Genomic DNA, 25446 nt, shown 5'->3' with positions numbered 1-25446 from the left:
GGTTCACTTTCCTGTCAGACCCGGAGCAACTGATGAGTCTCAAAGACACGCTGCCGGCCGACAACCGGCTCGGTTTCGGCGCGGCGCCGCTCGGCAACATGTTCCGCGACATTCCCGACGAAGAAGCGATCGCCACCGTTGAAGCCGCGTGGGCGCGCGGTATCCGCCACTTCGATACCGCGCCGTCGTACGGCGCCGGCCTGGCCGAAGCGCGCCTTGGCGACGCGCTTGCCGGCCATCGCCGTGGCGACTACGTCATCAGCACGAAGGTCGGCCGCGTCGTGCTCGACGAAATGGAAGACGCGAAGACGCGCGACTACGGCGAAAAGAGCGGGATCTTCGCGCATGGCCGCGCGAACCGGCTGGTGAGCGACTACTCGGCCGACGCGACGCTGCGCTCGATCGAGGACAGCCTGAAGCGCCTGCGCACCGACCGCCTCGACATCGTCTGGGTGCACGACATCGCGCAGGACATCCATGGCGACGAATGGCTCGCGCAGTTCGAGGCCGCGCGCGAGGGCGCGTTCCGCGTGCTGAGCAAGCTGCGCGAAGAAGGTGTGATCGGTGCATGGGGCCTCGGCGTGAACCGCGTCGAGCCGATCGAACTGGTGCTGGATCTGGCCGAACCGCAACCGGACGGCATGCTGCTGGCCGGCCGCTATACGCTGCTCGATCACGAACGCGCGCTGCAGCGCGTGATGCCGGCGGCTGCGGCCCGCAACGTCGGGATCGTCGTCGGCGGCCCGTACAGCTCGGGGGTGCTCGTCGGCGGCGCGCACTTCGAATACCGGAAGGCGCCGCCCGACATCGTCGCGAAGGTCGAGCGCATCCGCGCGATCGCGGTGCGCTACGACGTGCCGGTCAAGGCGGCCGCGCTGCAGTTCGTGCTCGCGCATCCGGCGACGGCCGCGGTGATTCCGGGCGCGAGCCGGCCCGAGCGGATCGCGGAAGATTCAGCGGCACTGACGTTCGATATCCCCGCCGATTTCTGGCGCGAGATGCGCGAGCAGCAGCTCGTCGCGGCCGATGCGCCGCTGCCGATCGATCGCTGAGCGCCGGGCGGCGCGCGATCGTTCAGGCGACGGCCGTGTCGGCCGCATCGACTGCCGCGGGCGCGGCCGCCGCCGCGCCCGCCAGCCGCCGGTAACGCGCGAGCGCCCACAGCGGGAAGTACGCGGTATAGCCGTGATACTTCAGGTAGAAGATGCGCGGGAAGCCGGGCGCATTGTGGGAGCGATGCCACCAGAAACCGTCTTCCTGCTGCACCGACTGCAGATACGCGATGCCGCGCTTCACCGAATCGGATTCGCAGTCGCCGAACGCCATCTGCGCGAGCAGCGCCCACGCGGTGAAGTTCGACGTGCTCTCGCCGCCATTGGTGCCGCCCAGCTTCGGGTCGATATAGCTGTCGTTCGTCTCGCCCCAGCCGCCATCCGCATGCTGCCTTGAACGCAGCCATTCGATCGCGCGTGCGATATACGGCTGCGACTTGTCCTCGCCGGCGAGCGCGAGGCCGGCCAGCACGCTCCACGTACCGTAGATGTAGTTCGTGCCCCAGCGGCCCCACCAGCTGCCGTCGGGCTGCTGCGTGCGCTTCACGTATTCGATGCAGCGCGCGAGCGACGCGCGTTCGTCCGCGCGTTTCGTCACGCCGAAGCACAGCAGCACGCGCCCCGACACGTCCTCGGTCGGCGGGTCGAGCAGGGCGCCGTGATCGGCGAACGGGATCGCGTTCAGGTACATGCGGTCGCAGTCGGCGTCGAACGCCGCGAAACCGCCGTTGCGCGATTGCAGCCCGCGCATCCAGTCGAGCGCGCGCGCGACGCGCGGCGCATACGGGTTCGTGCCGTCCGCGTTGCGATGCGTGCGGCCGCGGCGATCGAGCATCGCGGTGACGACCGCGGTGTCATCGATGTCGGGGTAGTACGGGTTCGCGTACTGGAACGCCCATCCGCCCGGCTGGACATCGGCCGGCGCGTTCTCGATCCAGTCGCCGCGCAGGTCGTTCACCTGGCGTTCGGCCAGCCAGTCGTACGCGCGCGCGATGCGTGCGTCGAGTGCGCGCCGCGCGTCGTCCGGCTCGCCGTCTTCCGGCACCGCCACGCCGCGTGCCTGCTCGAGCGCCATCGTGCTCCACGCGGTATCCCACACCGGCGACAGGCACGGCTGGCAATACATGCTGCCGTCCGGCCGCGTGACCAGCAGCTTTTCCAGCGCGTTCTCGCAATCACGCCGCAGCGGATGATCGTCCGGGTAGCCGAGCACCTGCATCATCTGGTAGCTGTACACGATCGGCGGGAAGATCCCGCCGAGCCCGTCCTCGCCGTTCATGCGCTCCGCGCACCACGCTTCGGCGTGGCGGATCGCGCGCTGCCGCAGGCCCTTCGGCATCAGCGGCTCGACATGACGCACCGTGCGGTCGAGCGCGAGGAACAGCTTGCGCATGCCGCGCGCGGGCGGGAAGTACCGGCGTTCTTCATCCGGCGGCGTGACGAACAGCTCGCGGATCGAGACGTTGCGCGGATTGCGGGCGCGCGCCTTCAGCGAGCACAGCACGAGCAGCGGCACCATCGTCGTGCGCGCCCAGTACGCGACCTTGTACATCGAGATCGGCACCCACTTCGGGAACAGCACGAATTCGATCGGCATGAACGGCGCCGCGCGCCACGGCACCTGGCCGAACGTCGCGAGCAGGATGCGCGTGAACACGTTCGAGCGTGCCGCGCCGCCGAGCTTCAGGATCGCGTCGCGCGCGCGGACCATGTGCGGCGCGTGCTCGCTGTCGCCGGCCGCCTTCAGCGCGAAGTACGCCTTCACGCTGCACGACACGTCCGGATCGCCGTCGACGTACAGTGCCCAGCCGCCGTGCGTGTCGAGCCGCTGGTTCGCGCGCAGGTAGCGCGCCATCCGCTCCTGGCGGAGGTCGTCGATCTTGTCCATGAAATGCATCATCAGGATGTATTCCGCGGTGATCGTCGCGTCGGATTCGAGTTCGAAACACCAGCTGCCGTCGGGCTGCTGGAGACGCACGAGGGCGTCGCGTCCACGGGCGATGGCGGTGTCGAGCGCGGACCAGGGGGAGGGGGTGGATCGAGTCATGCGGCGGATCATACCATCCAGCCGGAATGTTTATATCGAGACGCCCGGTGCTAACATCCGCATCATGAAAAAGCACCTCGAACCCGCGCCGCACGATGTGGCCGAGCCTGTCGAACCGGCTGCCGTGGCCGGTGCGCGGGCGCCTGAAGCATCGTCGGCGCCGGCCGTCGCCACCGCCGGCGTGCGTCGGAAAAAAGCACCGGACCAGGTGCGCGCGCAGCTGCTGGCGGCCGCATCGGAAATCGCGACACATCACGGCGTGGCCGCATTGACGCTCGATGCGGTGGCCGAGCGCGCCGGCGTGACGAAGGGCGCGTTGCAGTATCACTTCGCGAACAAGCAGGGGCTGCTGGATGCGCTGTTCGGTCAGGCGACCGGGCGGTTCGCCGCGCAGATGGCCGAGCGGGTGGCGGCGGATGCCGGCGGCGCCGGTGCGGCGGCGCGGGCCTACATGCACGCGGTGCTCGACGAGTCGCAGCCGGTCGCGAGTACCGACGTGCTGCGCGTGCTCGTCGCGTCGATGATTACCGACCAGGACACGCGCGAACGATGGTCGGTGCCGATGCGGGAATGGACGCGCCCCGACCCGGTGCCGCTCGAGCAGGCCGCGACGCTGATGATCTGCCGGCTCGCCGCCGACGGGCTATGGATTTCGCAGTTGCTCGACAGCGTCGAGATCTCCGCCGAATTGCGCGCGGAGATCGAGCGGCAACTCGACGCGATGAGCCATGGCGCGTTTCCGAAGGGGCGCGACGGGGCCGCGTGACGCGTGACGCATGCGCCGCGGCGTCAGGCCGCGTTCGCGCACCGGCCCGGCGGCGCGATCAGAACTGCGCCTGCAGCGTGACCGCCCTGGCATCGCGCCAGACGGTCAGCGGCACCACGGTGCCCTTGGCGGTCGCATGCACGGCGTCGGCCAGATCGGCCATCGTCTTGAGCGGGCGATCGCCGAACCGGATCAGCACATCGTAGTTCTTCAGGCCGGCGCGATCGGCGACGGTGCCGGGCAGCACACCGAGGATCTGCAGCGCGCCGCCGGGGAGCTTCATGCCCGCCAGCTCCCGCTCGTCGAGGTCGACGAAATGCACGCCGAAGCCCATCGGGCGGCCCCTCAACTCTTCCGGCACCAGACGGCGGTCGTTCGGAATGCTGGCAAGAAAGCGCGACAGGTACGCGGCCGGAATCCGGATCCTGAAGACCTTGTCGGTTGCGTCGTAGTCCGAGAGGCTGAGCACGAGGTCGGTCCCGCTGATCTCGTAGGTCTTCAGGTTGAGGCGGTCCAGCAGGATGAAGATGCCGCCGTTGACGGGCCAGGTCTTGCCGCCATCGGCTGCCGTGTTCCAGTATCCGGTGTCGTTGTAGCCACCGCCGTTCAGCGTCGGAATCACGACGGGGAGGTCCGGCTGCCGGTAGCGGGTGCCGAATTTCCCGTAGTCGCGCACGGTATTGAAATTCCACTTCTGCTTCGTATGGAAGGCGACGGCCAGCCCCAGTACGGAATCGACGCCTTGCGGAGACTGGACCAGCGTCAGTTGCGCGTCGACGATGCCCTGGTCGGCCGATAAACCCGAATCGCTGATGGTCAATACCGGGGAATCGTAGCGGGTGTAATCCGGGAAACGCTCGGACAGCCACGTATAAACAGGCGGCGCGGCCTTTTCCTGCGCCCGTGCCGCCTGCGCGGCGAACAACGACATTGCCAGCAGGCCGGCAAATACAAAACCACGTTTCATTTCGGAATGCCCTCTCTTTGGTTTTCTGTTTTCTGTTATCTGAATGGACGTGGCGCGGGCCGCCACGGAACTCCGTATCTGTTTTCCGGCAAGGGTATCAGTTTCAAGCCTGCGGGTTGAAGTATGCCGCTTCCGATTCGCTTGCCCGCAATCGGGCTGCTGGTTATTCTGACGCGCATGACCCATTCGCCAATCCGTTCGATTATTCGCGCCGCGATATTGCCGGCGGGGTAGCGATCGACTGAATGGATATCGTCACAACCCGCCTGGAAGGCGGGTTTTTGCTTTCCGGGCATTCGACGGAGAACCTGGAAATGCAGACGAAGTCACTTCACGCGACGGCATCGGACGATGCCGTGTTGCTCCACATGGTATGCGGCAAGATCGCTTCCGGAAAATCGACGCTCGTCGCGCGGCTCGCGAGCGCCGGGCCGGTCGTTGCGATCAGCGAAGACGCGTGGCTCGCGCATCTTTATCCGGGCGAGATCCTGTCGATCGACGACTACGTCCGGTGTGCACGGCGCGTCGGCAACGTGATTGCAGATCAGGCCCGCGCGGTGCTGCAGGCCGGCGTGTCGGTGGTGCTGGATGTGCCGTTCAATACCGTCGCCGCGCGCGCATGGGGGCTCGCCGTTTCGCAGGCCGCCGGCTGCGGTCATCGGCTGCATTACCTCGACGTCAGCGATGCCGTTTGCAAGGTGCGGCTGCGCGCGCGCAACGCGCGAGGCGACCATCCGTTCCAGGCATCGGACGCCGAGTTCGACAGGATGACGCGGTACTTCGTCGCGCCGACGGCGACGGAAGGGTTGAACATCGTCGCTTATGACGAAGCCGGCATCGTCAGGCCGGGTTCGTAAAGGAGGCCCGTCGATCGTCCACCCGGACCGGCGCGAAACTGCTCATCGTCGATTGAACCAAGGGCGTTCTGGCCGGCGGCGGCCTGCGCTTTGCAGCGCGCCGGAGCCGGAGGAGAATACCTGCGGAAATCTCTTCGGAGGCTGCCCGACATGGCCCGATTCCAGCCCGACGGATGGCATACCGTCACGCCCCGCATCGTGGTGCCGGATCCGGAACACCTGATCGAATTCATGCGATCGGTGTTTCACGCCCAGGGCGCGTTCCGACCCGGGTTGCCCGCGGAAATCCGGATCGGCGATTCCGTCGTGATGATCAGCGGCGAGGACGGCCTGCGCGATCCGATGCCCGCGTTTCTGTATGTCTATGTCGAGGATGCCGACCTGACCTATCGGCGGGCGCTCGCGGCACACGCGATTCCGCTCGAAGCGCCGGCCGACATGCCGTATGGCGACAGGCGGGCTATGGTGAAAGACCGCTGGGGAAATACATGGCAGATCGCCACGCATCTGCGCGATCTCTCGGTTGACGAGATTCGTTCACGGCTGGCCGGCGGTGGTTAGGCGTCCGCGCGGCAGAACGTTTTGCGACAGCAAGCGGGCGACGGGTATGCGATGACGAAATCGTATTCGAACAACTGAATGCCTGTGGCGCCGAACTGATCGTGACGCTGGGACGGGAGGGCAAGCAGGCGGCGCGAGTCGATGCCGGACAATATCCGCGCACGGCAGCCCCGCATGACGCGCTGAACAGCGAGGAGAGCCGGCACGCATATCCGCAAACGTAAATCGATCGTCGAACCGCCCGACGGTCGGATCAAGGCCGTCCTGGGCTTCGGGCAATTCAGCATGCGTGGTTTGGCGAAGGGGGAAGCCGCGTTCAAACTCGTCTGCATGGCATTGAACGTATGCGATTCATCCATGACGTCCTTTGGAGTCAGCGCGCCTATCGGTGAGACAACGCTGAGCTACGCTCTGAAATTTTTCCCCAGATGCTGCCCAAGCGAGAAGTATTGACGGAAGACGTAGTACAGCGGATGCCATCGATCGAGTTGGATTCGATCCGAGACGGTAAGCAGTTCGGAATGGACATGGATGCGCAGCGCCTTCACCTCGACGGCGATCAAGGCATCTGCTTCCTTGCCGATCTGATGGGTGCGAACCACGCCTGCTTCGATCTGGATCGGGCATTCAGCGGCTCGCATTGGAGCAACGCATTCACTCGCTTTCGCCGTAAGGCCAGCGCACTTGAACTTGTCACGTTCGAACCTGTAGCCCATCGTCCTCTTCGCATCGGGCATGGCTTCCGCCCCGGACGTTGCTGCGATGGCCTCGACGTTCGTCCACAACGACGCATCCGGCAAATTGAGTACCAACTCCTTGCATCGTTGCAGATTGCGACTGCATTGACCCGTTTCGCTCAGGCCGATCAGTAACGTATCGGACAGTGCCCAATAGGATGAGATAGGGCTAAGATTCGTGGTTCCGTCCGGACTCAGGCTGGAAACGAGCGCAACAGGTGTGCCGAAGTACAAAACAGGAAGGCCGATGCTGCGGGTTTCCATGATATTCGGAGAGGAATTTCGACACGCCATTTTCACTGTGATCGGGACCACGTCGTTTCAGTGCTGCATGAAACGTCAATGACCGGCAGGCATCTTCCGGGGACGCAGCGCCTGGTAGTCGTCGGGTTCCTGATGGGGGCAGCGGCGGCCAACTCGCTGGCCCTGATGGTCAGCAAGATCGTGACGTTCGAGCAGCTCGGGGGCATGCGACATGACAATCCGTCTTTTTCATTTCAGCGACGATTCGACGATCGTGAATTTTCATCCGCGGCCCGTGCGTGTTGCGGTTGAGCGCCCGGCCGGACAGGAATGGTTGAATGGGCCATTGGTATGGTCGACGGATGAGGCGCACGAACTTCTGTACCTGTTTCCCAGGGAGTGTCCGCGCATTGTCGTCTGGCCGACACCGTCCACGAGCATCGAGGATCGGGCTGCATGGTTCGGTGGAACGTCGTTTCGCGCGATCGCGCATATCGAGCATGCGTGGCTCGACCGTTTCAAGACAGCCCGCATCTATCGCTACCATCTGCCTGTCGAACCGTTCGAGGATATCGGCGATGTCGGGATGCATGTGTCGCGTACGCCAGTCGTTCCCACCCGGGTTGACGCACTGGATGATCTGGTGGGCGAACTGGCGTCGAGAGGTATCGCGTTACGGGTCGTGGACAGGCTCACGCCATTGAAAGGCGTCTGGCAAACGACGCTGCATGCCAGCGGCATCAGATTGCGAAATGCGCAGGACTGGGGGAAACCGGAGGGGACCCACTCGCAGCCAGGGCGGACGGTTACCGTTACGTAGCGGCGTCAACGGTCGACCGTGGAACCCGGTGCGGTTCGCGTGGCACGTGCATCGACGGGGGCGAGAGAGCGCACGGCGCTTCTCGAACCCCTTTTCGCTCATGCGGTGACGTAAGGCGCCACGCTTCGGATGCCTATCCGGCAGGCAATCCCGGCGGTGCCTAGGCGTGACACATGCATAGCTCGAACTCGTGTCCGTCGGGGCTGCTCAGGACGATGCTTTTCATCGATTCAATCTTCAATCCGTCCATGACCACGGAAGCACCGTTTTCCAATGCCCGCTGCACGAACTCGTGAAGAGCCTCTTCCTCGAATTCGAAGACCGGAACCGAACCGCTACCGTTGAATTCGTCGCCAAAGTCGTTTAGCAGAAGACCTAGCCGGTTTTCACCGATCATGAATTCCGTCCACTTTCCGGACTGCTTGTGCGGCTCGTGTCCGAGTAATCGTCGCCAAAACGAGACGGATGTCTCCATGTCGATGACTTTCAAATATACCGTCCGAAGCTTCATGGCGAGCCTTTGAAATTGATCAGGGCCGAATGTATCGGGGACGCCGACAGGTTTCTCATCGTAGCACCTGGCAACAATCTTTTGAGGGCTTCGGTCAGCCGCCGGAACGCGCCCCGATATACATTCGCGTGGCTCAACTTCCATTCCCGTAGAGGACACAGTCAGATTCGCCAGCGTGCACTTTCGGCGTGGTTATTCAGATTTGCCGCGAGTAAGCGGATTGAAATACGCCGGTCATTCCAGAGTGCGGAATAGCGCGCTTTTCTCCATTGTTGTCCGCTATCCGGACACGCGATCGTGCGGCCGGCAACCCAGAACGTCGGCGTCGTTTCCGTGGCCAGGGCGCGGACGCGCTGGCTGCCGTCCGCCGCGGGTCGCGTGACTGAAGCCGGCGTGGCGAGACCGACACCTGTCGCAATCGTCAAGATTCGCGTCGCGTGCGGATAAAACCTCCCGGTTCCACCCGCCGTTAACCCGTTCGCAGCCCATGCGCCGCGTGTTGTGACACGGCGCGCGTCTTTCGTGATCCGGAATCCACATCCGCCGCTGGCCGCGCCCGGCCGGCGCAAGGGAACGTCATGCGAAAACAACTCACTATCCGTGGTGGTCTCGTCGCGACCATCGCGGGCTATACCGTGCTGCTCGTGCTGGTGGTCGGCGCATGCATCGCGGCCCTCTATATGGGCAACGGTTCGCTCGAGGCGATGTACCGCGACGACACCGCGTCGCTGCTGCACCTGAAGACCAGCTCCGAGCGCATGCTCGTGCTGCGCGAACGGATGAGCGACGTCGCGCAGGTCATCAGCGCCGGCCGGTCGGCGAAGGAGGAGGTCGCGAAAGTCCACGCGCTCCTCAAGCAGAGCAACGACGAACTGGATGCCTACGCGCGCCTGCACGCGCGCAACGCCGACGAACAGGCGCTGTTCGACACGCTGCAGAATCGCCGTCGTGCCCTGCTCGACGGCGTGTTCCTGAAGGCGCTCGCGCAACTCGACGGCGACGACGCGTTCGGCTTCCTCGACACGCAACGCACCGCGCCGCCGGCCCTGTTCACCGCGTACCAGGAGGCGATCGATGCGCTCGAATCTTTCCAGGTCGCGCGTGAAAAGGCGCGCTACGAGGCGGCCGGTGTCCTTTTCCACCGAATCGTGTGGGGGATGGTCGCGGTCGCGGTGCTCGCGCTCGTCGTCGGCTTCGTGGCGCAGCGCGTGCTCGCGAAGGCGATCATCGAGCCGATCAGGCTCGCGGTCGGCCAGTTCGAAAAGATCTCGAAGGGCGACCTGACCGGCACGGTCGTCGTGCCCGGCGAGAACGAGATGGCGTATCTGCTGCATGCGCTGAAGCGGATGCAGGACGGCCTCGTCGACACCGTGAACCAGGTGCGCACGAGTACGGAGACGATCGTCGGCGACGTCCGAACGATCGCGAGCGGCAACGTCGACTTGTCGGCGCGTACCGAGCAGCAGGCCGTTTCGCTGCAGCAGGCGGCGGCGAGCGTCGAGCAGCTGACGGCGGCCGTGCGCCAGAACGCGGACAATGCGCGCGATGCTCGCACCTACGTCGAGGGCGCGGCGGGCATCGCGTCGCGCGGCGGCGACGCGATGCAGCGCGTCGTCGAGACGATGTCGGCGATTTCGCACAGTTCCGCGAAGATCTCCGGGATCGTCGGCGTGATCGAGAGCATCGCATTCCAGACCAACATCCTCGCATTGAACGCTGCCGTCGAAGCCGCGCGCGCGGGCGAGCAAGGGCGCGGCTTCGCGGTCGTCGCGACCGAGGTGCGCGGGCTCGCGCAACGTTGCGCGTCGGCGGCGAAGGAAATCCGCGAGCTGATCGGCCATTCCGCGCAGCGCGTCGAGGACGGCAGCGGTCTCGTCGCCCTGGCCGGCTCGGCGATGGCCGAGCTCGTCGCCGCGGTCGAGCGCGTCAACACGATCATGAGCGACACCAGCCACGCGTTCGAAGAGCAATCGTCGGGCATCGAGCAGGTGAACGCCGCGGTCATCCAGATGGAGCAGGCGATGCAGCGCAATGCCGCGCTGGTCGAGGAGGCCGCGGCCGCCGCGCTGTCGCTCGACGAACAAGGCGCGCGGCTGAGCGCGGCGGTCGCGCAGTTCCGTCTGCGTGACGACGCGCTCGCGTGATGCATCGGGGCGGGCATCGGATCGCCGGGCCGCGCTCGCGGCACGACACGGTGTGGACGTCGTCGAAGCAGCACACTTCTGGTGCGGACATCCTGACCGCCGATATTGATGCAACCGATGCGCCGGCACGATGAGGAACCGGATCCGGGCGAGCGTCGAAACCGAGGCGACGCCGTTCGCGTTCAGTGCCCGCGATGCGACGACGGCGGCGCGGCGACGCCTGTCGGCAAGGGCGGCAGCGCGATTGCCGCCAGGTTCTCCACAGGGTTATGCACGGAAATTGTGGATAAGTCGGAGGACGGTGCATAACTGCCGACGCGTTCCTGAACGCGGAGGTTGCAATGTGACATCGCGCGGCGCGAATTGCTTTGCTGGAAAGATCGTTTAGTGGCCGAGGCGGATCGGAATAGCATGACGACTCCCCTCAACCGGCCGTCGCATGCGAGGCCGATGACTGCGACCGTACCGGCCCGACCATGACGACACTGAACGACTATCTCGAACAGAAGCGCGACGCCTGGCTCGCGAAAAAGGATGCCGCGCGCAACGATCCGGAATTCAAGGCGACGCCGCTGAAAGCGACCGTGCGTGCACTGGGCCGCAGCGGCGTGCGCGAGATCCGCATTCGCGATTTCCAGGTGATCAGCGACAGTCCGCCCGATTTTGCCGGCTACAACCTCGGGCCGGCGTCGCCGGAGCTGCAGCTCGGCGTGCTGGGCAGTTGCCTGACGCACATCACGCTGATCCAGGCCGCGGAGCGCGGCCTGAAGATCGACTCGATCGAAGTCGAGGTGACCGGCGACCAGCATCCGCTCGCGCAGCAGCCGGGCTTCGAGCATGTGCCGGTGTTCCCGCACAACCTCCGCTACACGCTCGATATCGTGTCGCCCGAGCCGCCGGAGACGATTCGTGCACTGCATCAGGCGGTCGAGGCCGTGTGCCCGATCTTCAACCTGTTGACGCTGCCGCAGACGATCGACGGCGAATTGCGGCATACGCACGGTTGAGCACGGTTGATGTGCGTCGGTGCACCGGCGCGTCGCAGCCTTGCATGGGGCTGCGACGTGAGCGGGCACGCTCGATCTCCCGCGCACCCTGTTGGGGCGCCGATACGACGGCGATGCTCGCCGCACGCGCGTGATACTGCGGATGCGTTGCCCTGGCGTTGAACGTGTGCCGGATCGGGGGCGGGAGATGCCGGCGACGAATCGGTGATGAATCAGCCCGGAATCAGCCCGCGCGAATTCCGGATTCCTCACGCGGGTTGTCGTGCGTCAAACGCTTCGCTCCGCCGGCACGATCCTGAAGATGCTGGAACGCGTCCAGCAGCCGCGCGCGCAGCACGGCCAGCGACGGGTCGCGGCGGTCGCGCGGTCGTGCGGCCTCGACGTGGATCTCGTCGTCGATGCGGCCCGGGTCGGGCGCGAGCATCAGCACGCGATCACCCAGGTACAGCGCTTCGTCGAGATCGTGCGTGACGACGATCGCGGCCATCCGGTGCCGCGCGACGACATCGAGCAGCAGCGTCTGCAACCGCATCCGGGTCATCGCGTCGACTGCGCTGAACGGTTCGTCGAGCAGCAGCAGGTCCGGTTCGCCGAACAGCCCGCGCGCGATCGCGGCGCGCTGGGCCATCCCGCCCGACAACGTGGCGGGCAGTTGCCGGGCGACGCCGGCAAGGCCGACTTCGTCGAGCAGCCGGGCGACGGCCGGCGCGCGCCCGCCTCGCGGGCCGGCCGCAAAGCCGACGTTGTCCGCGATCGATAACCACGGCAGCAGTCGCGGCTCCTGGAAGATCACGCCGACGCGCGGGGAGGGGCCGTCGAGCGCGACGCCTCCCAGCTTCACGCTGCCGCGGAAATCCGTGTCGAGGCCGGCAATGATCCGCAGCAGCGTGCTCTTCCCGCATCCGCTCGGGCCGACCACGCAGACGATCTCGCCGCGCGTGACCTGCAGCGGGACGTCGGCGAGGATCGTGCGGTCGCCGTAATACTTGCGGGTGATGCGCAGGTCGAGCAGCGGTGTTGCCGCGTCCGCTGCCGTGTGTGCGGAAGCGCGCGTGCTCATGTCGACACCTTGCGTTTCGCGTGATCGAATGCGTCGCGCCAGCCGAGCCAGTGCGACTCGATGCGCGCCATCGCGCCGTCGGTCAGCTTGCCGAGCAACGCCAGCAGCAGGATCGCGCCGAACACGAGATCGGGCCGCCCGGTCTCGCGGCCGTCGCTCAGCAGGAAGCCGAGGCCGCGCGTGGCCGCGATCAGCTCCGCGGCGACCATGAACATCCACGCGAGGCTGAGGCCGGTACGCAGGCCGGTGACGATCTGCGGCAGCGCGGCCGGCAGCAGGATTCGCCGGAACAGTGCGAGCGGGCCGAGCCGGTACACGGCGCCAAGCTCGACGAGCTTGCGGTCGACGTCGCGAATGCCGGCGACCACCGCGAGATGGACGGGGAAGAATGCGCCGATGGCGATCAGCGTGATTTTCGGCGCTTCATCGATGCCGAGCCACAGCAACAGCACCGGCACCCACGCGAGCGACGGAATCGCGCGCAGCGCCTGGAACGTCGGTTCGAGCAGCGCGTCGATCCGTCGGCTCAGGCCCATCGCCGCGCCGACGGCGAGCGCGAGTACGGCGCCGGCCGCGAAACCCGCCGCGACCCGCAGCGTACTCGCGCCGACGTGGCGCGCCACGCGCGTGATGCCCATGCCGGCGAGCGTGGCGAGAATCTCGCTCGGCGCCGGAACGAGATGGGCCGGCAGCCAGCCCTGGCGCACGACGACCTCCAGCAACGCGAGCACCGCGAACGGCAGCGCGAGGCCCGCGAGCCGCCACCGGCGAAGCGGATCGCGCCGGCCGGCGCGCGGCGACGCGGGGCGGCGAGGCGCGAGCGTGTCGTCGCGGGCAGCGCTGTTCGTCATGGGCGGCAGGCTCAGTGCGAAGCGGCGACGAGCGGGCGCACGAACGCCGGATCGATCAGCGTATCGACGATCTTCGCGGGATCGACACCGGGTTTGGTCAACTGCTCGGCCGTCAGCACCGGCGCGGCCGCCTTCAGTGCCGCGCGCTGCGTTTCGCCGGGTACGGGATCGCTGAAGTCGTTGCGCTGAAGCTGCAGTTTCGCCACCGGCAGCGACACCTTCGATTCGTCGGCGACGATCTGCGCGGTGTCGGCCGGATGCGCGACGATCCACTGCCGCGCGCGATCGTAGACCTTCAGTACGCGCGTGACCGCTTGCGGGTACTGGCTGGCGAACGCGTCGCGGACGTTCAGGAAACCGTAGGTGTTGAACGCGACATTGCGGTAGAGCAGGCGGGCGCCGTCGTCGAGCTGCGCCGCGGCCATGTGCGGATCGAGGCCGGCCCACGCATCGACCTGGCCGTTCGCGAGCGCGGTGCGCCCGTCGGGATGCTGCAGGTTGACGATCTCGACGTCGTCGCGGGTCAGGCCCACCGTGTGCAGCGCGCGCAGCGTGAACAGGAACGGATCGGTGCCGCGCGTCGCGGCGATTTTCTTGCCCTTCAGGTCTGCGAGCGAGCGGATCGGCGAATCCTTGCGGACCACGAGCGCGGTCCACTCGGGGCGCGAGAACACGTAGACGGTATGAATCGGGTTGCCGTTCGCGCGTGCGAGCACCGACGCGAGACCCGCGGCGGAACCGAAGTCGACCGCACCGCTGTTCAGGTATTCGAGTGCGCGATTGCTGCCCAGGCTCAGCACCCAGCGAATCGACGTGCGGTCGGCCTTGAATTCGTCCTCGAGCCAGCCGAAGTGGCGGATCACCAGGCTCTCCGGCGAGTAGTACGCGTAGTCGACGCGGATTTCCGCGGGCGTCGCCGCGCGTGCGTGCACCGACACGAGGCCGGCGAACGCGGCAACGACGAGGGCCGCGGATTGCCATGCGCGGGACCAGGACAGCTTCATCGGGGATTCTCCGGAAGAACGGCAACGAGCCGGGGACAGGCAGGGTGACCGGCTAATGTAGCGAAGCCGCGGGGTTTCGGTAACGAAGAAATCCGCGATTGAACATGCGCGTTGCTGCTAAGCGCGGGCGGCGGGCAACTTTATGACGCGGGCCGATTAATTTATCGGTTTATATCGCTTGGGAGAACCGGATCGGAAGAACAGAATGCCTGCTGCCGGAGCTCGACGGCGTTGCGTGTCGAGAGGCGTGCAGTTGCGAAGGGTCGTTACCGGCCGCGATTGAACACGCACGACTTCCGGCTTCATGCGGACATCGCCGGCCCGTCGGCGAAAAACAAAGGAGTGCGATGAGTTCGATCGACCTGAATGCCGTCACCCCGGCTTCCTCCCCCATTCGCTCGGCAAGCGACGTCGCGCGCCTGATCAACACGGTGGACAGCTCCGTCAGCCATGCCCGGATGATCGTGCTGCTGGCGCTCGGCGGCGTCTTTCTCGATGCATACGACCTGACGACGCTGTCCTACGGGATCGACGACGTGGCGCGCGAATTCGGCCTGACGCCCGCGCTGACCGGGCTGGTCGGGTCGGCGATCATGATCGGGACGATCTTCGGCAGCCTGATCGGCGGATGGCTGACCGACAGGATCGGCCGTTATCAGGTGTTCATGGCCGACATGCTGTTTTTCGTGGTCGCGGCGATCGCGGCCGGTCTTGCGCCCAATGTATGGGTGCTGATCGCCGCGCGCTTCGTGATGGGGCTCGGTGTCGGCATCGACCTGCCCGTCGCGATGGCGTTTCTCGCGGAATTCTCGAAGTTCAACGGTCGCGGCAACAAGGCGTCGCGGCTCGCCGCGTGGTGCCCGATGTGGTACGTGGCGTCGTCGGCCTGCTTCCTGCTGATCTTCGGGCTGTATTTCCTGCTGCCTGCCGAGCACGCGGGATGGCTTTGGCGCGCATCGCTGATCTTCGGCGCGGTGCCGGCCCTCGTCATCATCCTGTTCAGGAACCGGTTCATGAACGAGTCGCCGCTGTGGGCCGCGAACCAGGGCGACCTGGCCAACGCCGCGAGGATCCTGCGCGAGTCGTACGGGATTCACGCACACGAGGCGGAGGACGCACGGCGCGCGCCGAGCCAGCCGCCCGTGCGCATTCGCGTGCTGTTCCAGCGCCCGTACCTGGGGCGCACGATCGTCGCCAGCGTGATGAACCTGTGCATCCCGTTCGAATACACGGCGATCGCATTCTTCCTGCCGTCGATCCTGTCGCAGTTTCTCGGCGCGGGCGTGTTCGAAACGATCGCGGCGTCGCTGGCGCTGAACGTGCTGTTCGCGTTCACCGGCGGTTTGCTGGGCATGCGCCTGGCCCATCGCCATGCGTCGCGCCATGTAGCGATCGCCGGTTTCGCGCTCCAGTTCGTCGCGCTCGTGGCGCTCGCGCTGGCCGGGCATCCGCATGGCGCACTCGCGATCGGCTTCGTGCTGCTGATGCTCGGCACCTGGCTGTTCGCCGAAGGTTTCGGGCCCGGCGCGCAGATGATGATCTACCCGACGCTGTCGTATCCGGCGTCGATCCGCGGCACCGGTGTCGGCTTCGGGCGGTCGCTGTGCGGCATCGGCCAGGCGCTGTGCGGCATCGGCCAGGCGCTGGCGCTGTTCGTGCTGCCGATCCTGCAGGCGCGTCTCGGCACGGACATGTTCTGGGTCGTCGCGATCAGCGCCGCGACGCCGATCGTGTTCCTGCTGATCGTACGTTACGAGCCGACGGCGCGGGACATCGACGACGACGGCGCAGAGTGAAGGCGATCGGGACCGTTCGTCGGCTGGAAAACGCGCGCGCTTTCTTTAGCGCATGCGTCGTCGTTACCGCGATATCTGCATTGCTGTCGATGCGCGAGTGCGCAGCCGGAACGCGCGGCGGAGCCGCAGCGCGCTTCTTCGAGTGAGGAGGAGAGCAGCGATCGGGCGAGCGGCCCGACGCACCGGTTGCTGCCTGTCGCGAAGCCGGCCGGCCCGCACACGGGCCGACCGGCCGCCGCGATGCCGTCCGCTCAGGCCGCTACCCGCTCGGCATCGCGCTTGACCTGCTCGATGTCGCGGAACTGCGCGGCCGGATGTTCGTCCGGCAGCCGCGCCGACCCGCCGAACAGTTTCTCGCGCAGCGTGCCCGGCGCATAGCCGGTCGGATACACGCCGCGCCGCTGCAGTTCGGGGACGAGATGACGCACGACGTCCTCGAAGGTTTCGTGCGCGACCGCATACGCGAGGTTGAAGCCGTCCACGTCCGTCGCGGCGACCCATTCCTGCAGGATGTCCGCGACGGTCGCCGCCGAGCCGACGAACACCGGGCCCAGGCCGCCGATGCCGCCCCAGGCCGCCAGTTCCTCGATCGTCCAGGCGGTGTCGCCGCCCGACAGATGCTCGACCGCCGACACGATCGCATTCGTCTCGACGCGCCGGACGGGATCGTTCGGCGCGTACTGGCCGAAGTCGATGCCGGTCCAGCCCGACATGAATACCAGCGAGCCGTCGTATGACACGTACTTGCGATATTCGTCGAACTTGGCCTGCGCCTTCTCGTCGGTTTCGTCGACGATCACGGTGACGAGGTTGTAGATCAATACCTTGCTCGCATCGCGCCCCGCGGCGGTGGCCTGCGCGCGCACGTCGGCCACGTAGCGCGCGAGCTGCGCGCGGGTCGGCGCGGCGACGAACACGCATTCGGCGTGCTGCGCGGCGAACGCCTTGCCGGGGCCGGACGCGCCGGCCTGGAACAGCACCGGCGTGCGTTGCGGCGACGGTTCGCACAGGTGGTAGCCGGGCACGTCGAAGAAGCGGCCCTTGTGGCCGATCTCGTGCACCTTCTCCGGATGCGTGAACACGCGGCCGTCGCGGTCGCGCACTACCGCGCCGTCTTCCCAGCTCCCTTCGAACAGCTTGTACAGCACCTCGACGTATTCGGCCGCGACCGCATAACGATCGTCGTGCGTGCGCAGGCCGTGATCGCCGATGTTCTTCGCGCCGCTTTCGAGGTAGGACGTGACGATGTTCCACGCGAGCCGGCCCTTCGTGTGATGATCGGCGGTCGACAGCCGGCGCGCGAACGTGTACGGGTGTTCGAACGTCGTCGACGCGGTGATGCCGATGCCGAGATGCTCGGTCGCCATCGCGATCGGCGCGGCGAGCTGCAGCGGATCGTTGACCGGGATCTGCGCGGCCTGATGCAGCGCATGGTAGTTGCTGCCCTTGTAGACGTCGTAGTAGCCGATCACGTCCGCGATGAAGATCGCGTCGAAGATGCCGCGCTCGAGCACGCGGGCGAGGTCGGTCCAGTAGTCGAGATCCTTGTACTGCCACGACCGGTCGCGCGGATGGGCCCACAGCCCGGGCGACTGGTGGCCGACGCAGTTCATCTCGAACGCGTTGAAGCGGATGGTCTTGCCGGTCTTGCTCATTGCGCGGCTCCGGTTTCTGCTTGCGTGCCCGTGCCCGTGCCCGTGCCGTTGCCGTTGCCGACCTGCCAGACGAACGGCGGCGTGCGCCCGTTGATGACCCAGTCGCCGACGATCCGCGCCTTGTAGACGAGCGGATTGTGCGACGACACGGTGCGCGCGTTGCGCCAGTGGCGGTCGAGCGCCGTCGTGCTGCGGGTGGCGGACGCCCCGAGCGCGTCGAACAGGTGCGTCGCCGCACGCAATACGAGTTCCGACACGACGAGCTGGCTCTGCGCGGATTCGATCTCGGCCGCGACGTTCGCATCGTGCTCGGCCGCCGCGTCGCCGCCGAAGTGCGCTTCGTAGGCCCGTTGCAGCGGCTGAGCGGCGCGCTGCGCGAGCGCGTCGGCCGCGTAGGCCCACGACGCGATCTCGCCGACCACCTGCTGCAGCTGCGCGTCGTCGCCCGCACGCGGCGCGTTGCCGTGGCTGTACACGCGGGTGCGGTGGCGCACCAGCTCGCCGGCGTCGCGCACGATCGCGTGGCCGATGCCGGCCAGCGTCGCGACGTGGAAGAGCTGGTAGAACGCGGTCTGGTACTTGAAGCGTCGCGCGAAGTCGATCACGTCCCGTGCGTCGACCGTCGCGTCCTCGAAGCGCGTGGTGCCGCTGCCGGTCGTCGTCTGGCCGAAGCCGTCCCAGTCGTCTTCGCGGATCACGCCGGGCTGCGCGGTCGCGACGGCGACGATCACGTCGCTGCCGTCGCTCGCGCGTTGCGCGAACACGTCGATCCAGTCGGCAAACAGGCTGCCGGTGCTGTAGAACTTCCGGCCGTTCAGCACGAGCCGGCCGTTCTTTTCCGACACCTTCGTGATGGTCTGGCCGAGCGACACGTCGCCGGTCTCGGTCCATGCATTGCCGACGAGCTGGCCGCTCGCGAAGCGGTCGAACCACGTCTGGCGGTCGGCGCCGGGCGGCGCGTTCAGCCAGTCCTCGACGAATGCGAAGTGCCCGCGCAATGCCTGCGGCAGATTGGAATCGGCGGCGGCGAGCTCGGTCAGCAGCCGGAACAGCTGCGGCAGCGATGCGCCGGCGCCGCCGTCGCGCACGGGCAGCCGGACGGCGCCGAAGCCGGCGGCCTTCAGCCAGCCGATCGCCTCGTGCGGCAGTTCGCGGCGGCGTTCGCGTTCCGCGGTGCCGGCCGCGATGCGTTCGAAGATCGGCCTGAAGCGGCTGGCAAGCGCGTCATAGTCGGTGCCGGTGGAAAGTTCGGTTGCGGCGGGAGATGAAGTCATGCGGTGGTCCTTGAAAGGCGGGGGCCGTCGATGCCGGCAGGCCAGTATAGGAAGCACGATGCGGACGATCCAATAACGGATTCGTACATCCTTATCGCTGCCGGGCATTACGCGGGCGACGCGCCGTGGCATCGATGCCGGGGTGTCGATATCGCTGCCGACGCGCGGTTTTTTGCGCGCGGCGTGCCGCATCGTTTGCCGTTCGAAGGAATATCGTTGTGCGAATCGCTCGGTTTGCCGGCGCTCGGTGCGCTGCTAGATTGAACGTTTCCGTCAACCAGCAGGAGAGCCCGATGTCAGAGACGAGCGCCACGATCCAGGAACGACCGGCCGATACGCAACCGCAGGCGGCCAGCGTGATCGCCGACGACGCACAGGCCATCGCGGCCGCGCACGCGCTTGCGCAACGGCTCGCGCAAGGTGCGGCCGAGCGCGACCGCGAGCGCCGGTTACCGCGCGACGAGATCGAATGGTTCTCGCAGTCGGGGCTGTGGGCCATCACGGTGCCGAAGGCTTATGGCGGTGCGGGCGTCTCGCATGTGACGCTGACGGAGGTGGTGAAGATCGTCGCGGCGGCCGATCCGTCGCTCGGGCAGTTGCCGCAGAATCATTTCGGGCTGGTCGACGTGATCGCGCTGACCGGCACCGACGCGCAGAAGCGCCTCTTCTTCTCGGAAGTGCTGAGCGGCAAGCGGTTCGGCAACGGCTTTTCGGAGAAGGGCACGAAGCACGTGCTCGACCTGAAGACGCGCGTGCGCCGGGACGGCGACGACTACGTCGTCGACGGCACCAAGTTCTATTCGACCGGGGCGCTGTTCGCGCATTACGTGCCGGTGCTCGGCCTCGACGACGAGCGCCGCGCGTGGCTCGCCTACATCCGCCAGCCGGCGCCGGGGCTGACCGTGATCGACGACTGGTCGGGATTCGGGCAGCGGACCACCGCGAGCGGCACGGTCGTGCTCGACAACGTGCGCGTGCCTGCGTCGCACGTGCTGCCGGCGCAGCGCGTGTCGGACCTGCCGACGCTGAACGGCCCGCTGTCGCAGATCATCCAGGCCGCGATCGACGCGGGCATCGCCAGGGCCGCGCTCGACGATACGCTGGCGTTCGTGCGCACACGCACGCGGCCGTGGGTCGACAGCGGCGTCGAGCGCGCGGCGGACGATCCGTTGACGATCCGCGAGATCGGCCATCTGCACATTCAGCTGCATGCGGCGGAGGCGTTGCTCGAGCGCGCGGCGCGCACGCTCGACGAGATCGCGGCGCGCGGCGACGTGACCGAGGACGACGTCGCGCGCGCGTCGGTGGCGGTGGGCGAGGCGAAGGTGCTGACGACGGAGATCGCGCTGCTCGCGGGCGAGAAGCTGTTCGAGCTGGCCGGCACGCAGGCGACGCTTTCCGAGCACAACCTCGACCGGCACTGGCGCAATGCACGCACGCATACGCTGCACGATCCGGTGCGCTGGAAATATCACCTCGTCGGCAACTACTACCTGAACGGCGTGCGCCCGGCGCGCCATGCGTGGAATTGAATCCGTTGCGATCGTGGCTGTTTCGCCCGGCGATGACTGAGCGAGCCGCCGCGGTCTGATGCATCCACACGGTCGTGTGGCGAACCCGGCACTGCGTTCGACGCGCAGGCGCCGGGATCAACGGCGGATCGGGCTGCCGATCGTGTGCCGCGCGGCACTTGCGGCGATAATCGGCATCCCGACCTCGACTGCCGCCCCTCATGTCCCTCCCTGCATTCGCACCCTTTCAGGATCTGGCCAAGGCCCTGCTGGCTCACTGGAGCGGCGCCGACGGCGACGGTTCCCACGACACTTCGCATCTGCAACGCGTGTGGAAGAACGCGGCCGCGATCCAGGCGAAGGAGGGCGGCGATGCCGAGGTGCTGTTCGCCGCGACATTGCTGCACGACTGCGTGGCGGTGGAGAAAGATTCCCCGCTTCGCGCGCAGGCATCGCGGCTGTCGGCGCAAAAGGCCCGGCAGGTGCTGAAGTCGCTGGATTGGCCTGACGCGAAGATCGACGCCGTTGCTCACGCGGTCGAGGCGCACAGCTTCTCGGCCTGTGTCGTGCCGACGACGCTCGAAGCAAAGGTGTTGCAGGACGCCGACCGGCTCGATGCGATCGGCATGGTGGGCGTCGCGCGGTGCTTTTATGTCGCGGGCCGGATGGGTAGCGCGCTGTACGACCCGGCCGATCCGCACGCATCGGAACGGGAACTCGACGACACGCGTTTCGCGATCGATCACTTCCGCACAAAACTGCTGAGGCTTTCAACCGGTTTCCAGACCGTCACCGGTACCCGGATGGCGATCGTTCGTCGCGACCGGTTGCAGCGTTTTCTCGACGAATTTGCAGACGAGATATGATCCGGCCGCGCGTGACGAAGCGGCCCGGTACTATCGGCGCATGGAGCGCGTGCTGGCGGATCGCGAGTTTCTGGCCGGCGCGTATTCGTACGCCGACATCGCGTTCTACATGGCGCAGTTGTTCGGTGCGCGCAAGGGCGCACCGATGACGGATGAAACGCCGCGCCTGCTCGCGTGGCGCGAGCGGATGACCGCGCGTCCCGCCGTGCGCAAGGTCGCCGGTGCGATGGCCGCGTATCTCGCCTCGATCGGAGAAGCGGTTCCCGATTTTCTTCGCGGGCTCGATTCGCTGCTGTCGGGAGCGGACGGACGGGGGACGACGGCCTTCGGCGACGATTGCCGCTAAAGGCCGCGTCGGCGCTTTCCGTGTTCAGCCGCGGATGAACGCGAGCAGGTCGGCGTTGATCGTGTCGGCGTTGGACGTGGGCATGCCGTGCGGGAAGCCCTTGTACGTCTTCAGCGTGCCGTTCCTCGCCAGCTTCGCCGACAGGAGACCGGAATCGGCATACGGGACGATCTGGTCGTCGTCGCCATGCATCACGAGAACAGGAATCGTGGTGCTTTTCAGGTCTTCGGTGAAGTCGGTCTGCGAGAACGCGACGATGTCGTCGTAGTGGGCCTTCGCGCTGCCCATCATGCCCTGCCGCCACCCGTTCCGGATGACGCCTTGCGACGGTCTGGCGCCGTCGCGGTTGTAGCCGTAGAACGGGGCGGCCGTCCCGACGCGATCCGACGTACCCCTCTATTCCGGTCCTTGACCTTGAAGTTGACTTCAAGCCTAGAGTGCTTGCTGACGGCGGTGAGTCAGCAGGCTTCGGGTGTTGCCTGCCACGGTCGATCATCGACGAGAGGCGACGAACATGGACAGGCGGTTTACACAGGTCGAATTCGGGCCGCACACGGTCGACGTGCCCGAAGGCGGGTACTACGACCGGTTCCGGATGAATCCCGACCTCGACGAGGTGGCGCGCGATCCCGCCGCGGGGAACATCGATTTTTTCCGTCGGATTCCGAAGCGTCAGGTCGATTCGCGGGTCGGCCCGACCTGGGCACCGAATTTCTACTATCGTTCCAGCAGCATCCAGCTGCTGTTCCTTGCGCCGCTCGAACGCCTGCGGACCACGCTGCCGGTGCCGCTCGAACCGCTGCGTGCGCTGCCCGGGTACGGGCTGGTCGCGCTGACCTTCTTCTCGTATTCGGTGTGCGACAACGATCCGTATGACGAAGTGTCCGTCGCGGTGGTCATCCGCCGGCCCGGCGCGACAGGGTCGCACGCGCGCGAGCTGTTCGATTCGATGCGGCGCCGGAGCTTCTTCGCGCACGTGCTGGCGCTGCCGGTCACCACGGAAATCGCGCGAGTGCGCGGCGTGCACGGTTATCAGTTGCCCAAGTGGCTCGCCGACATCGACGTGGACCTCGGCGCCACTGCCCGCGCACGCATCGCCGGCCCGGGCGGCCGGCCGGACCTGAGCCTGAGCGTGCCGCTGCCGGAACTGACCCACGTCGCATCGCAGTCGCACATGGGCTCGATGACGATGATCAATCGCATCGACGGCGAATGGCACCAGACATCGGTGCAGACGAATGCGCTATCGTTCGCCCAGCGCCTGTTGCCGCGCAACGTCGAGCTCGTACGGCACGGCGGCCCGTTGAGCCAACTGCTCGACGGGCTGGGCGCGTCCACCATCCTGCGTCTCGACGTGGTGAAGGACGCGCAACTGGTCCTGAACCTGCCGACCCCGTTGAAGGCCTTCGATGAACCCGGAAAGCAACGCTGACGCCATGTCCGTTCGCGGCACGCCCGCGCCGAAGGAATCCCCCATGAGGAACCGCCCATGACCCGGCCGACCTACGATCTCGTTGTATTTGGCGCCACCAGTTTCGTCGGGCAGATCCTGGCCCGTTACCTGTCCGAGTACCTGTCGGGCTCCGGCGAGACGCTGCGCTGGGCCATCGCCGGCCGCTCCGAAGCGAAGCTCGGGCAGGTCAGGGATACGCTGGGTGCGGCCGGGCAGTCGGTGCCGATCATCGTTGCCGATGCGGCCGACGAAGCGCAGCTTCGAGCGCTCTGCGCGCAGACGCGCGTGGTCGTGTCCACCGTCGGCCCCTATGCGCTTTACGGGGAGCCGCTGGTCAGGGTCTGCGCGGAAACCGGTACCGACTACTGCGACCTCACCGGCGAGACGCAGTGGATCAAACGGATGATCGACAGGTACGAACCGGCGGCGCGGCAATCCGGCGCGCGCATCGTCCATTGCTGCGGCTTCGATTCGGTGCCGTCGGACATGGGCGTGTTCTTCCTGCAGCAGCAGGCGCGGCAGCGGTGGGGCGTGCCGGCCGCGCAGGTGAAGATGCGCGTCAGGACACTGAAGGGCGGCGCGTCGGGCGGCACGGTGGCGAGCGTGATCAACGTCGTCCGCGAAGCGGCCGCCGATCCCGCGTTGCGCAGGGAACTGCTCGATCCTTATTCGCTGTGCCCGAAGGGGCATGGCTTCACGGTACGCCAGCATGCGGTGCGGTCGGCGGCGTTCGATCGCGACTTCGACGCATGGATCGCGCCATTCGTGATGGCGGCGATCAACGAGCGTGTCGTGCATCGTTCCAATGCGCTGGCCGGCAACGCGTACGGCAGCCGCTTCACGTATGACGAAGCGGTGATGACGGGCACGGGCCTGAAGGGCCGCCTGACGGCGCTGACGATGGTGGCCGGCCTCGGCGCGTTCATGGTCGGTGTCCTCATCAAGCCGGTGCGCAGCCTGATGGAGCGTTTCCTGCTGCCGAAGCCCGGCGAGGGGCCGAGCGCGGCCGCCCAGCTGGCCGGCCGTTACGATTTGCGTTTCCTCGGTCGTGCCGACGACGGGCGGACCTTGCGCGTGAAAGTCACCGGCGACCGCGATCCGGGCTATGGCTCCACCGGCAAGATGCTCGGCCAGGCCGCGATCGGTCTCGCGCTGGATTACGGCGGAGACGGTGTCAAGACCGGCCGCGGCGGCGGCTTCTGGACGCCCGCGACGATGTTCGACGAGCGCTACATCGAGCGCCTGGTTCGCCACGCGGGGCTGCGTTTCGACGTGATGTGAGTGCGCGCGCCGTCGGCCCTGCGACAGGAAGCCGATAAATCTCGGATAACGAATCAGTCTAAGGAGACAACCTGCAGTCACGACGGGACGGATGGCCGGATGCGATCCGGCGAAGGAGTATCGGAACATGAAGATCGGGGAACTGGCGGAACGCACCGGCCTTACTCCTTCGCGCATCCGCTTCTACGAGCGCATCGGTCTGTTGACACTCGTCGCGCGCGAAGCGAACGGCTATCGCTCCTATCCGCAGGAAGCGGTGACGGCGCTCGATCTGATCACGGCCGCGCAGAAGGCGGATTTCAGCCTCGACGAGATTCGCACGCTGATTCCGGCCGGCCTCGCGCAGTGGCCGTGCGATTCGTTGCTGGAGGCGCTGCACCGCAAGGTGCGGGACATCGAGGCACTGGAGGCGCGGCTGGCGCGCAACAAGGCGCAGGTCATGTCGCTGATCGCCGAAATCGCGGCGAAACCGGCGTCGGTCGATTGTGCAACCCATGCGAAACGATTGCTGTCGCGGGTCCCGCCGGGGAATGCGGCGGAGGGCGGCGAGGCCGCCGCCGGATTGTCGGATGGCAGTACACATACCCATGGCCTCGATACGCTGCCGAGGCGAACCATAACCTTCAAGCAAAGTTGA

The 25446-nt window shown here is 66.6% G+C and carries 24 protein-coding genes and 2 pseudogenes; 15 read left to right on the top strand and 11 right to left on the bottom strand.

Features of this window, described 5'->3' with window-relative positions:
• The first annotated feature begins 32 nt into the window (after positions 1-32).
• Positions 33-1052, top strand: a complete 1020-nt coding sequence (locus tag E9536_RS28495) for an aldo/keto reductase (protein WP_136471516.1) — start codon at positions 33-35, stop codon at positions 1050-1052.
• Between the two features lie 22 nt (positions 1053-1074).
• Here E9536_RS28495 and shc read toward each other — a convergent pair whose 3' ends face one another.
• Entirely contained in the window at positions 1075-3111 is a 2037-nt protein-coding gene (gene shc / locus E9536_RS28490) for a squalene--hopene cyclase (protein ID WP_027792094.1), read from the bottom strand.
• Between the two features lie 52 nt (positions 3112-3163).
• Here shc and E9536_RS28485 point away from each other — a divergent pair, with 52 nt between their 5' ends.
• Positions 3164-3865: a TetR/AcrR family transcriptional regulator gene (locus E9536_RS28485; protein WP_027792093.1), complete on the top strand. Its 702-nt coding sequence runs from the start codon at positions 3164-3166 to the stop codon at positions 3863-3865.
• Between the two features lie 58 nt (positions 3866-3923).
• On the opposite strand, the gene E9536_RS28480 is transcribed toward E9536_RS28485, so the two are convergent.
• The gene (locus E9536_RS28480) at positions 3924-5018 is read right to left on the bottom strand and encodes a PDZ domain-containing protein (RefSeq protein WP_136471514.1); all 1095 of its coding nucleotides are present in this window, start codon (positions 5016-5018) and stop codon (positions 3924-3926) included.
• 128 nt (positions 5019-5146) lie between these two features.
• Here E9536_RS28480 and E9536_RS28475 point away from each other — a divergent pair, with 128 nt between their 5' ends.
• Positions 5147-5689, top strand: coding sequence for an ATP-binding protein (locus E9536_RS28475; RefSeq protein ID WP_136471512.1), 543 nt, complete (start codon positions 5147-5149; stop codon positions 5687-5689).
• A gap of 150 nt (positions 5690-5839) precedes the next feature.
• Positions 5840-6250, top strand: coding sequence for a VOC family protein (locus E9536_RS28470; protein WP_060170174.1), 411 nt, complete (start codon positions 5840-5842; stop codon positions 6248-6250).
• On the opposite strand, the gene E9536_RS42210 is transcribed toward E9536_RS28470, so the two are convergent.
• Positions 6247-6609 carry a hypothetical protein gene (locus E9536_RS42210; RefSeq protein ID WP_247873524.1) on the bottom strand — a complete coding sequence of 121 codons (363 nt, stop codon included), beginning with the start codon at positions 6607-6609 and terminating at the stop codon, positions 6247-6249. The two genes, E9536_RS28470 and E9536_RS42210, sit on opposite strands and share 4 nt — an antisense overlap.
• A gap of 45 nt (positions 6610-6654) precedes the next feature.
• Positions 6655-7251 (bottom strand): flavin reductase family protein, encoded by a 597-nt coding sequence (locus E9536_RS28460; protein WP_124535881.1) that lies wholly within the window; start codon positions 7249-7251, stop codon positions 6655-6657.
• Between the two features lie 211 nt (positions 7252-7462).
• Between E9536_RS28460 and E9536_RS28455 the strand changes: the two genes are divergently transcribed.
• A complete protein-coding gene (locus tag E9536_RS28455; RefSeq protein ID WP_211097503.1) occupies positions 7463-8050 on the top strand; it encodes a DUF6886 family protein in 588 nt (195 codons plus the stop codon).
• A gap of 160 nt (positions 8051-8210) precedes the next feature.
• On the opposite strand, the gene E9536_RS28450 is transcribed toward E9536_RS28455, so the two are convergent.
• Complete coding sequence (locus E9536_RS28450; protein WP_230947254.1) at positions 8211-8540, bottom strand: VOC family protein; 330 nt, start codon at positions 8538-8540, stop codon at positions 8211-8213.
• 599 nt (positions 8541-9139) lie between these two features.
• Here E9536_RS28450 and E9536_RS28440 point away from each other — a divergent pair.
• A complete protein-coding gene (locus tag E9536_RS28440) occupies positions 9140-10705 on the top strand; it encodes a methyl-accepting chemotaxis protein (RefSeq protein ID WP_124814972.1) in 1566 nt (521 codons plus the stop codon).
• Between the two features lie 476 nt (positions 10706-11181).
• Entirely contained in the window at positions 11182-11712 is a 531-nt protein-coding gene (locus tag E9536_RS28435; RefSeq protein ID WP_021160217.1) for an OsmC family protein, read from the top strand.
• A gap of 223 nt (positions 11713-11935) precedes the next feature.
• Here the strand turns inward: E9536_RS28435 and E9536_RS28430 are convergent, their stop codons facing one another.
• From E9536_RS28430 to E9536_RS28420, 3 genes are read right to left on the bottom strand one after another with little or no spacing between them, the layout of a single operon-like run.
• Positions 11936-12772 (bottom strand): ABC transporter ATP-binding protein, encoded by an 837-nt coding sequence (locus E9536_RS28430; protein ID WP_247873523.1) that lies wholly within the window; start codon positions 12770-12772, stop codon positions 11936-11938.
• Positions 12769-13623, bottom strand: coding sequence for an ABC transporter permease (locus tag E9536_RS28425; RefSeq protein ID WP_060357823.1), 855 nt, complete (start codon positions 13621-13623; stop codon positions 12769-12771). Before E9536_RS28425 ends, E9536_RS28430 begins: the two co-directional genes overlap by 4 nt.
• An 11-nt stretch (positions 13624-13634) precedes the next feature.
• Positions 13635-14627, bottom strand: coding sequence for an aliphatic sulfonate ABC transporter substrate-binding protein (locus E9536_RS28420; protein ID WP_060198709.1), 993 nt, complete (start codon positions 14625-14627; stop codon positions 13635-13637).
• Positions 14628-14974: 347 nt separating this feature from the next.
• On the opposite strand from E9536_RS28420, the gene E9536_RS28415 reads away from it, so the two are divergent.
• Positions 14975-16423, top strand: a complete 1449-nt coding sequence (locus E9536_RS28415) for an MFS transporter (RefSeq protein ID WP_136471508.1) — start codon at positions 14975-14977, stop codon at positions 16421-16423.
• Positions 16424-16674: 251 nt separating this feature from the next.
• On the opposite strand, the gene E9536_RS28410 is transcribed toward E9536_RS28415, so the two are convergent.
• Both E9536_RS28410 and E9536_RS28405 read right to left on the bottom strand, forming a co-directional pair.
• Entirely contained in the window at positions 16675-18078 is a 1404-nt protein-coding gene (locus E9536_RS28410) for an LLM class flavin-dependent oxidoreductase (RefSeq protein ID WP_059693568.1), read from the bottom strand.
• Positions 18075-19352, bottom strand: coding sequence for an acyl-CoA dehydrogenase family protein (locus E9536_RS28405; RefSeq protein ID WP_136471506.1), 1278 nt, complete (start codon positions 19350-19352; stop codon positions 18075-18077). The genes E9536_RS28410 and E9536_RS28405 overlap by 4 nt, the downstream gene beginning before the upstream one ends.
• 30 nt (positions 19353-19382) lie before the next feature.
• Between E9536_RS28405 and E9536_RS41605 the strand changes: the two genes are divergently transcribed.
• The 4 genes and pseudogenes from E9536_RS41605 to E9536_RS28390 form a co-directional block, all read left to right on the top strand.
• Positions 19383-19616 carry a hypothetical protein gene (locus tag E9536_RS41605; protein WP_168799584.1) on the top strand — a complete coding sequence of 78 codons (234 nt, stop codon included), beginning with the start codon at positions 19383-19385 and terminating at the stop codon, positions 19614-19616.
• Positions 19617-19645: 29 nt separating this feature from the next.
• Positions 19646-20884, top strand: coding sequence for an SfnB family sulfur acquisition oxidoreductase (locus E9536_RS28400; protein WP_034196241.1), 1239 nt, complete (start codon positions 19646-19648; stop codon positions 20882-20884).
• A 233-nt stretch (positions 20885-21117) separates the two neighbouring features.
• Entirely contained in the window at positions 21118-21729 is a 612-nt protein-coding gene (locus tag E9536_RS28395) for an HD domain-containing protein (protein WP_348772188.1), read from the top strand.
• A gap of 4 nt (positions 21730-21733) precedes the next feature.
• Positions 21734-22015 (top strand): annotated as a pseudogene (locus tag E9536_RS28390) (glutathione binding-like protein); the annotation flags it as partial.
• A gap of 84 nt (positions 22016-22099) precedes the next feature.
• Here E9536_RS28390 and E9536_RS28385 read toward each other — a convergent pair.
• A pseudogene (locus tag E9536_RS28385) lies at positions 22100-22438 on the bottom strand (alpha/beta hydrolase); the annotation flags it as partial.
• A 151-nt stretch (positions 22439-22589) separates the two neighbouring features.
• Here E9536_RS28385 and E9536_RS28380 point away from each other — a divergent pair.
• The 3 genes from E9536_RS28380 (at position 22590) to E9536_RS28370 (ending at position 25446) form a co-directional block, all read left to right on the top strand.
• Positions 22590-23507: an acetoacetate decarboxylase family protein gene (locus E9536_RS28380; RefSeq protein ID WP_136471502.1), complete on the top strand. Its 918-nt coding sequence runs from the start codon at positions 22590-22592 to the stop codon at positions 23505-23507.
• 57 nt (positions 23508-23564) lie between these two features.
• A complete protein-coding gene (locus E9536_RS28375; protein WP_136471500.1) occupies positions 23565-24809 on the top strand; it encodes a saccharopine dehydrogenase NADP-binding domain-containing protein in 1245 nt (414 codons plus the stop codon).
• Between the two features lie 127 nt (positions 24810-24936).
• The gene (locus E9536_RS28370; RefSeq protein ID WP_136471498.1) at positions 24937-25446 is read left to right on the top strand and encodes a MerR family transcriptional regulator; all 510 of its coding nucleotides are present in this window, start codon (positions 24937-24939) and stop codon (positions 25444-25446) included.

Origin of the sequence: Burkholderia sp. LS-044 (genome assembly GCF_004803625.1) — a bacterium.
In the GTDB taxonomy this organism is placed as follows: domain Bacteria; phylum Pseudomonadota; class Gammaproteobacteria; order Burkholderiales; family Burkholderiaceae; genus Burkholderia; species Burkholderia cepacia.
This window is presented reverse-complemented; position numbering and strand designations above follow the sequence as displayed.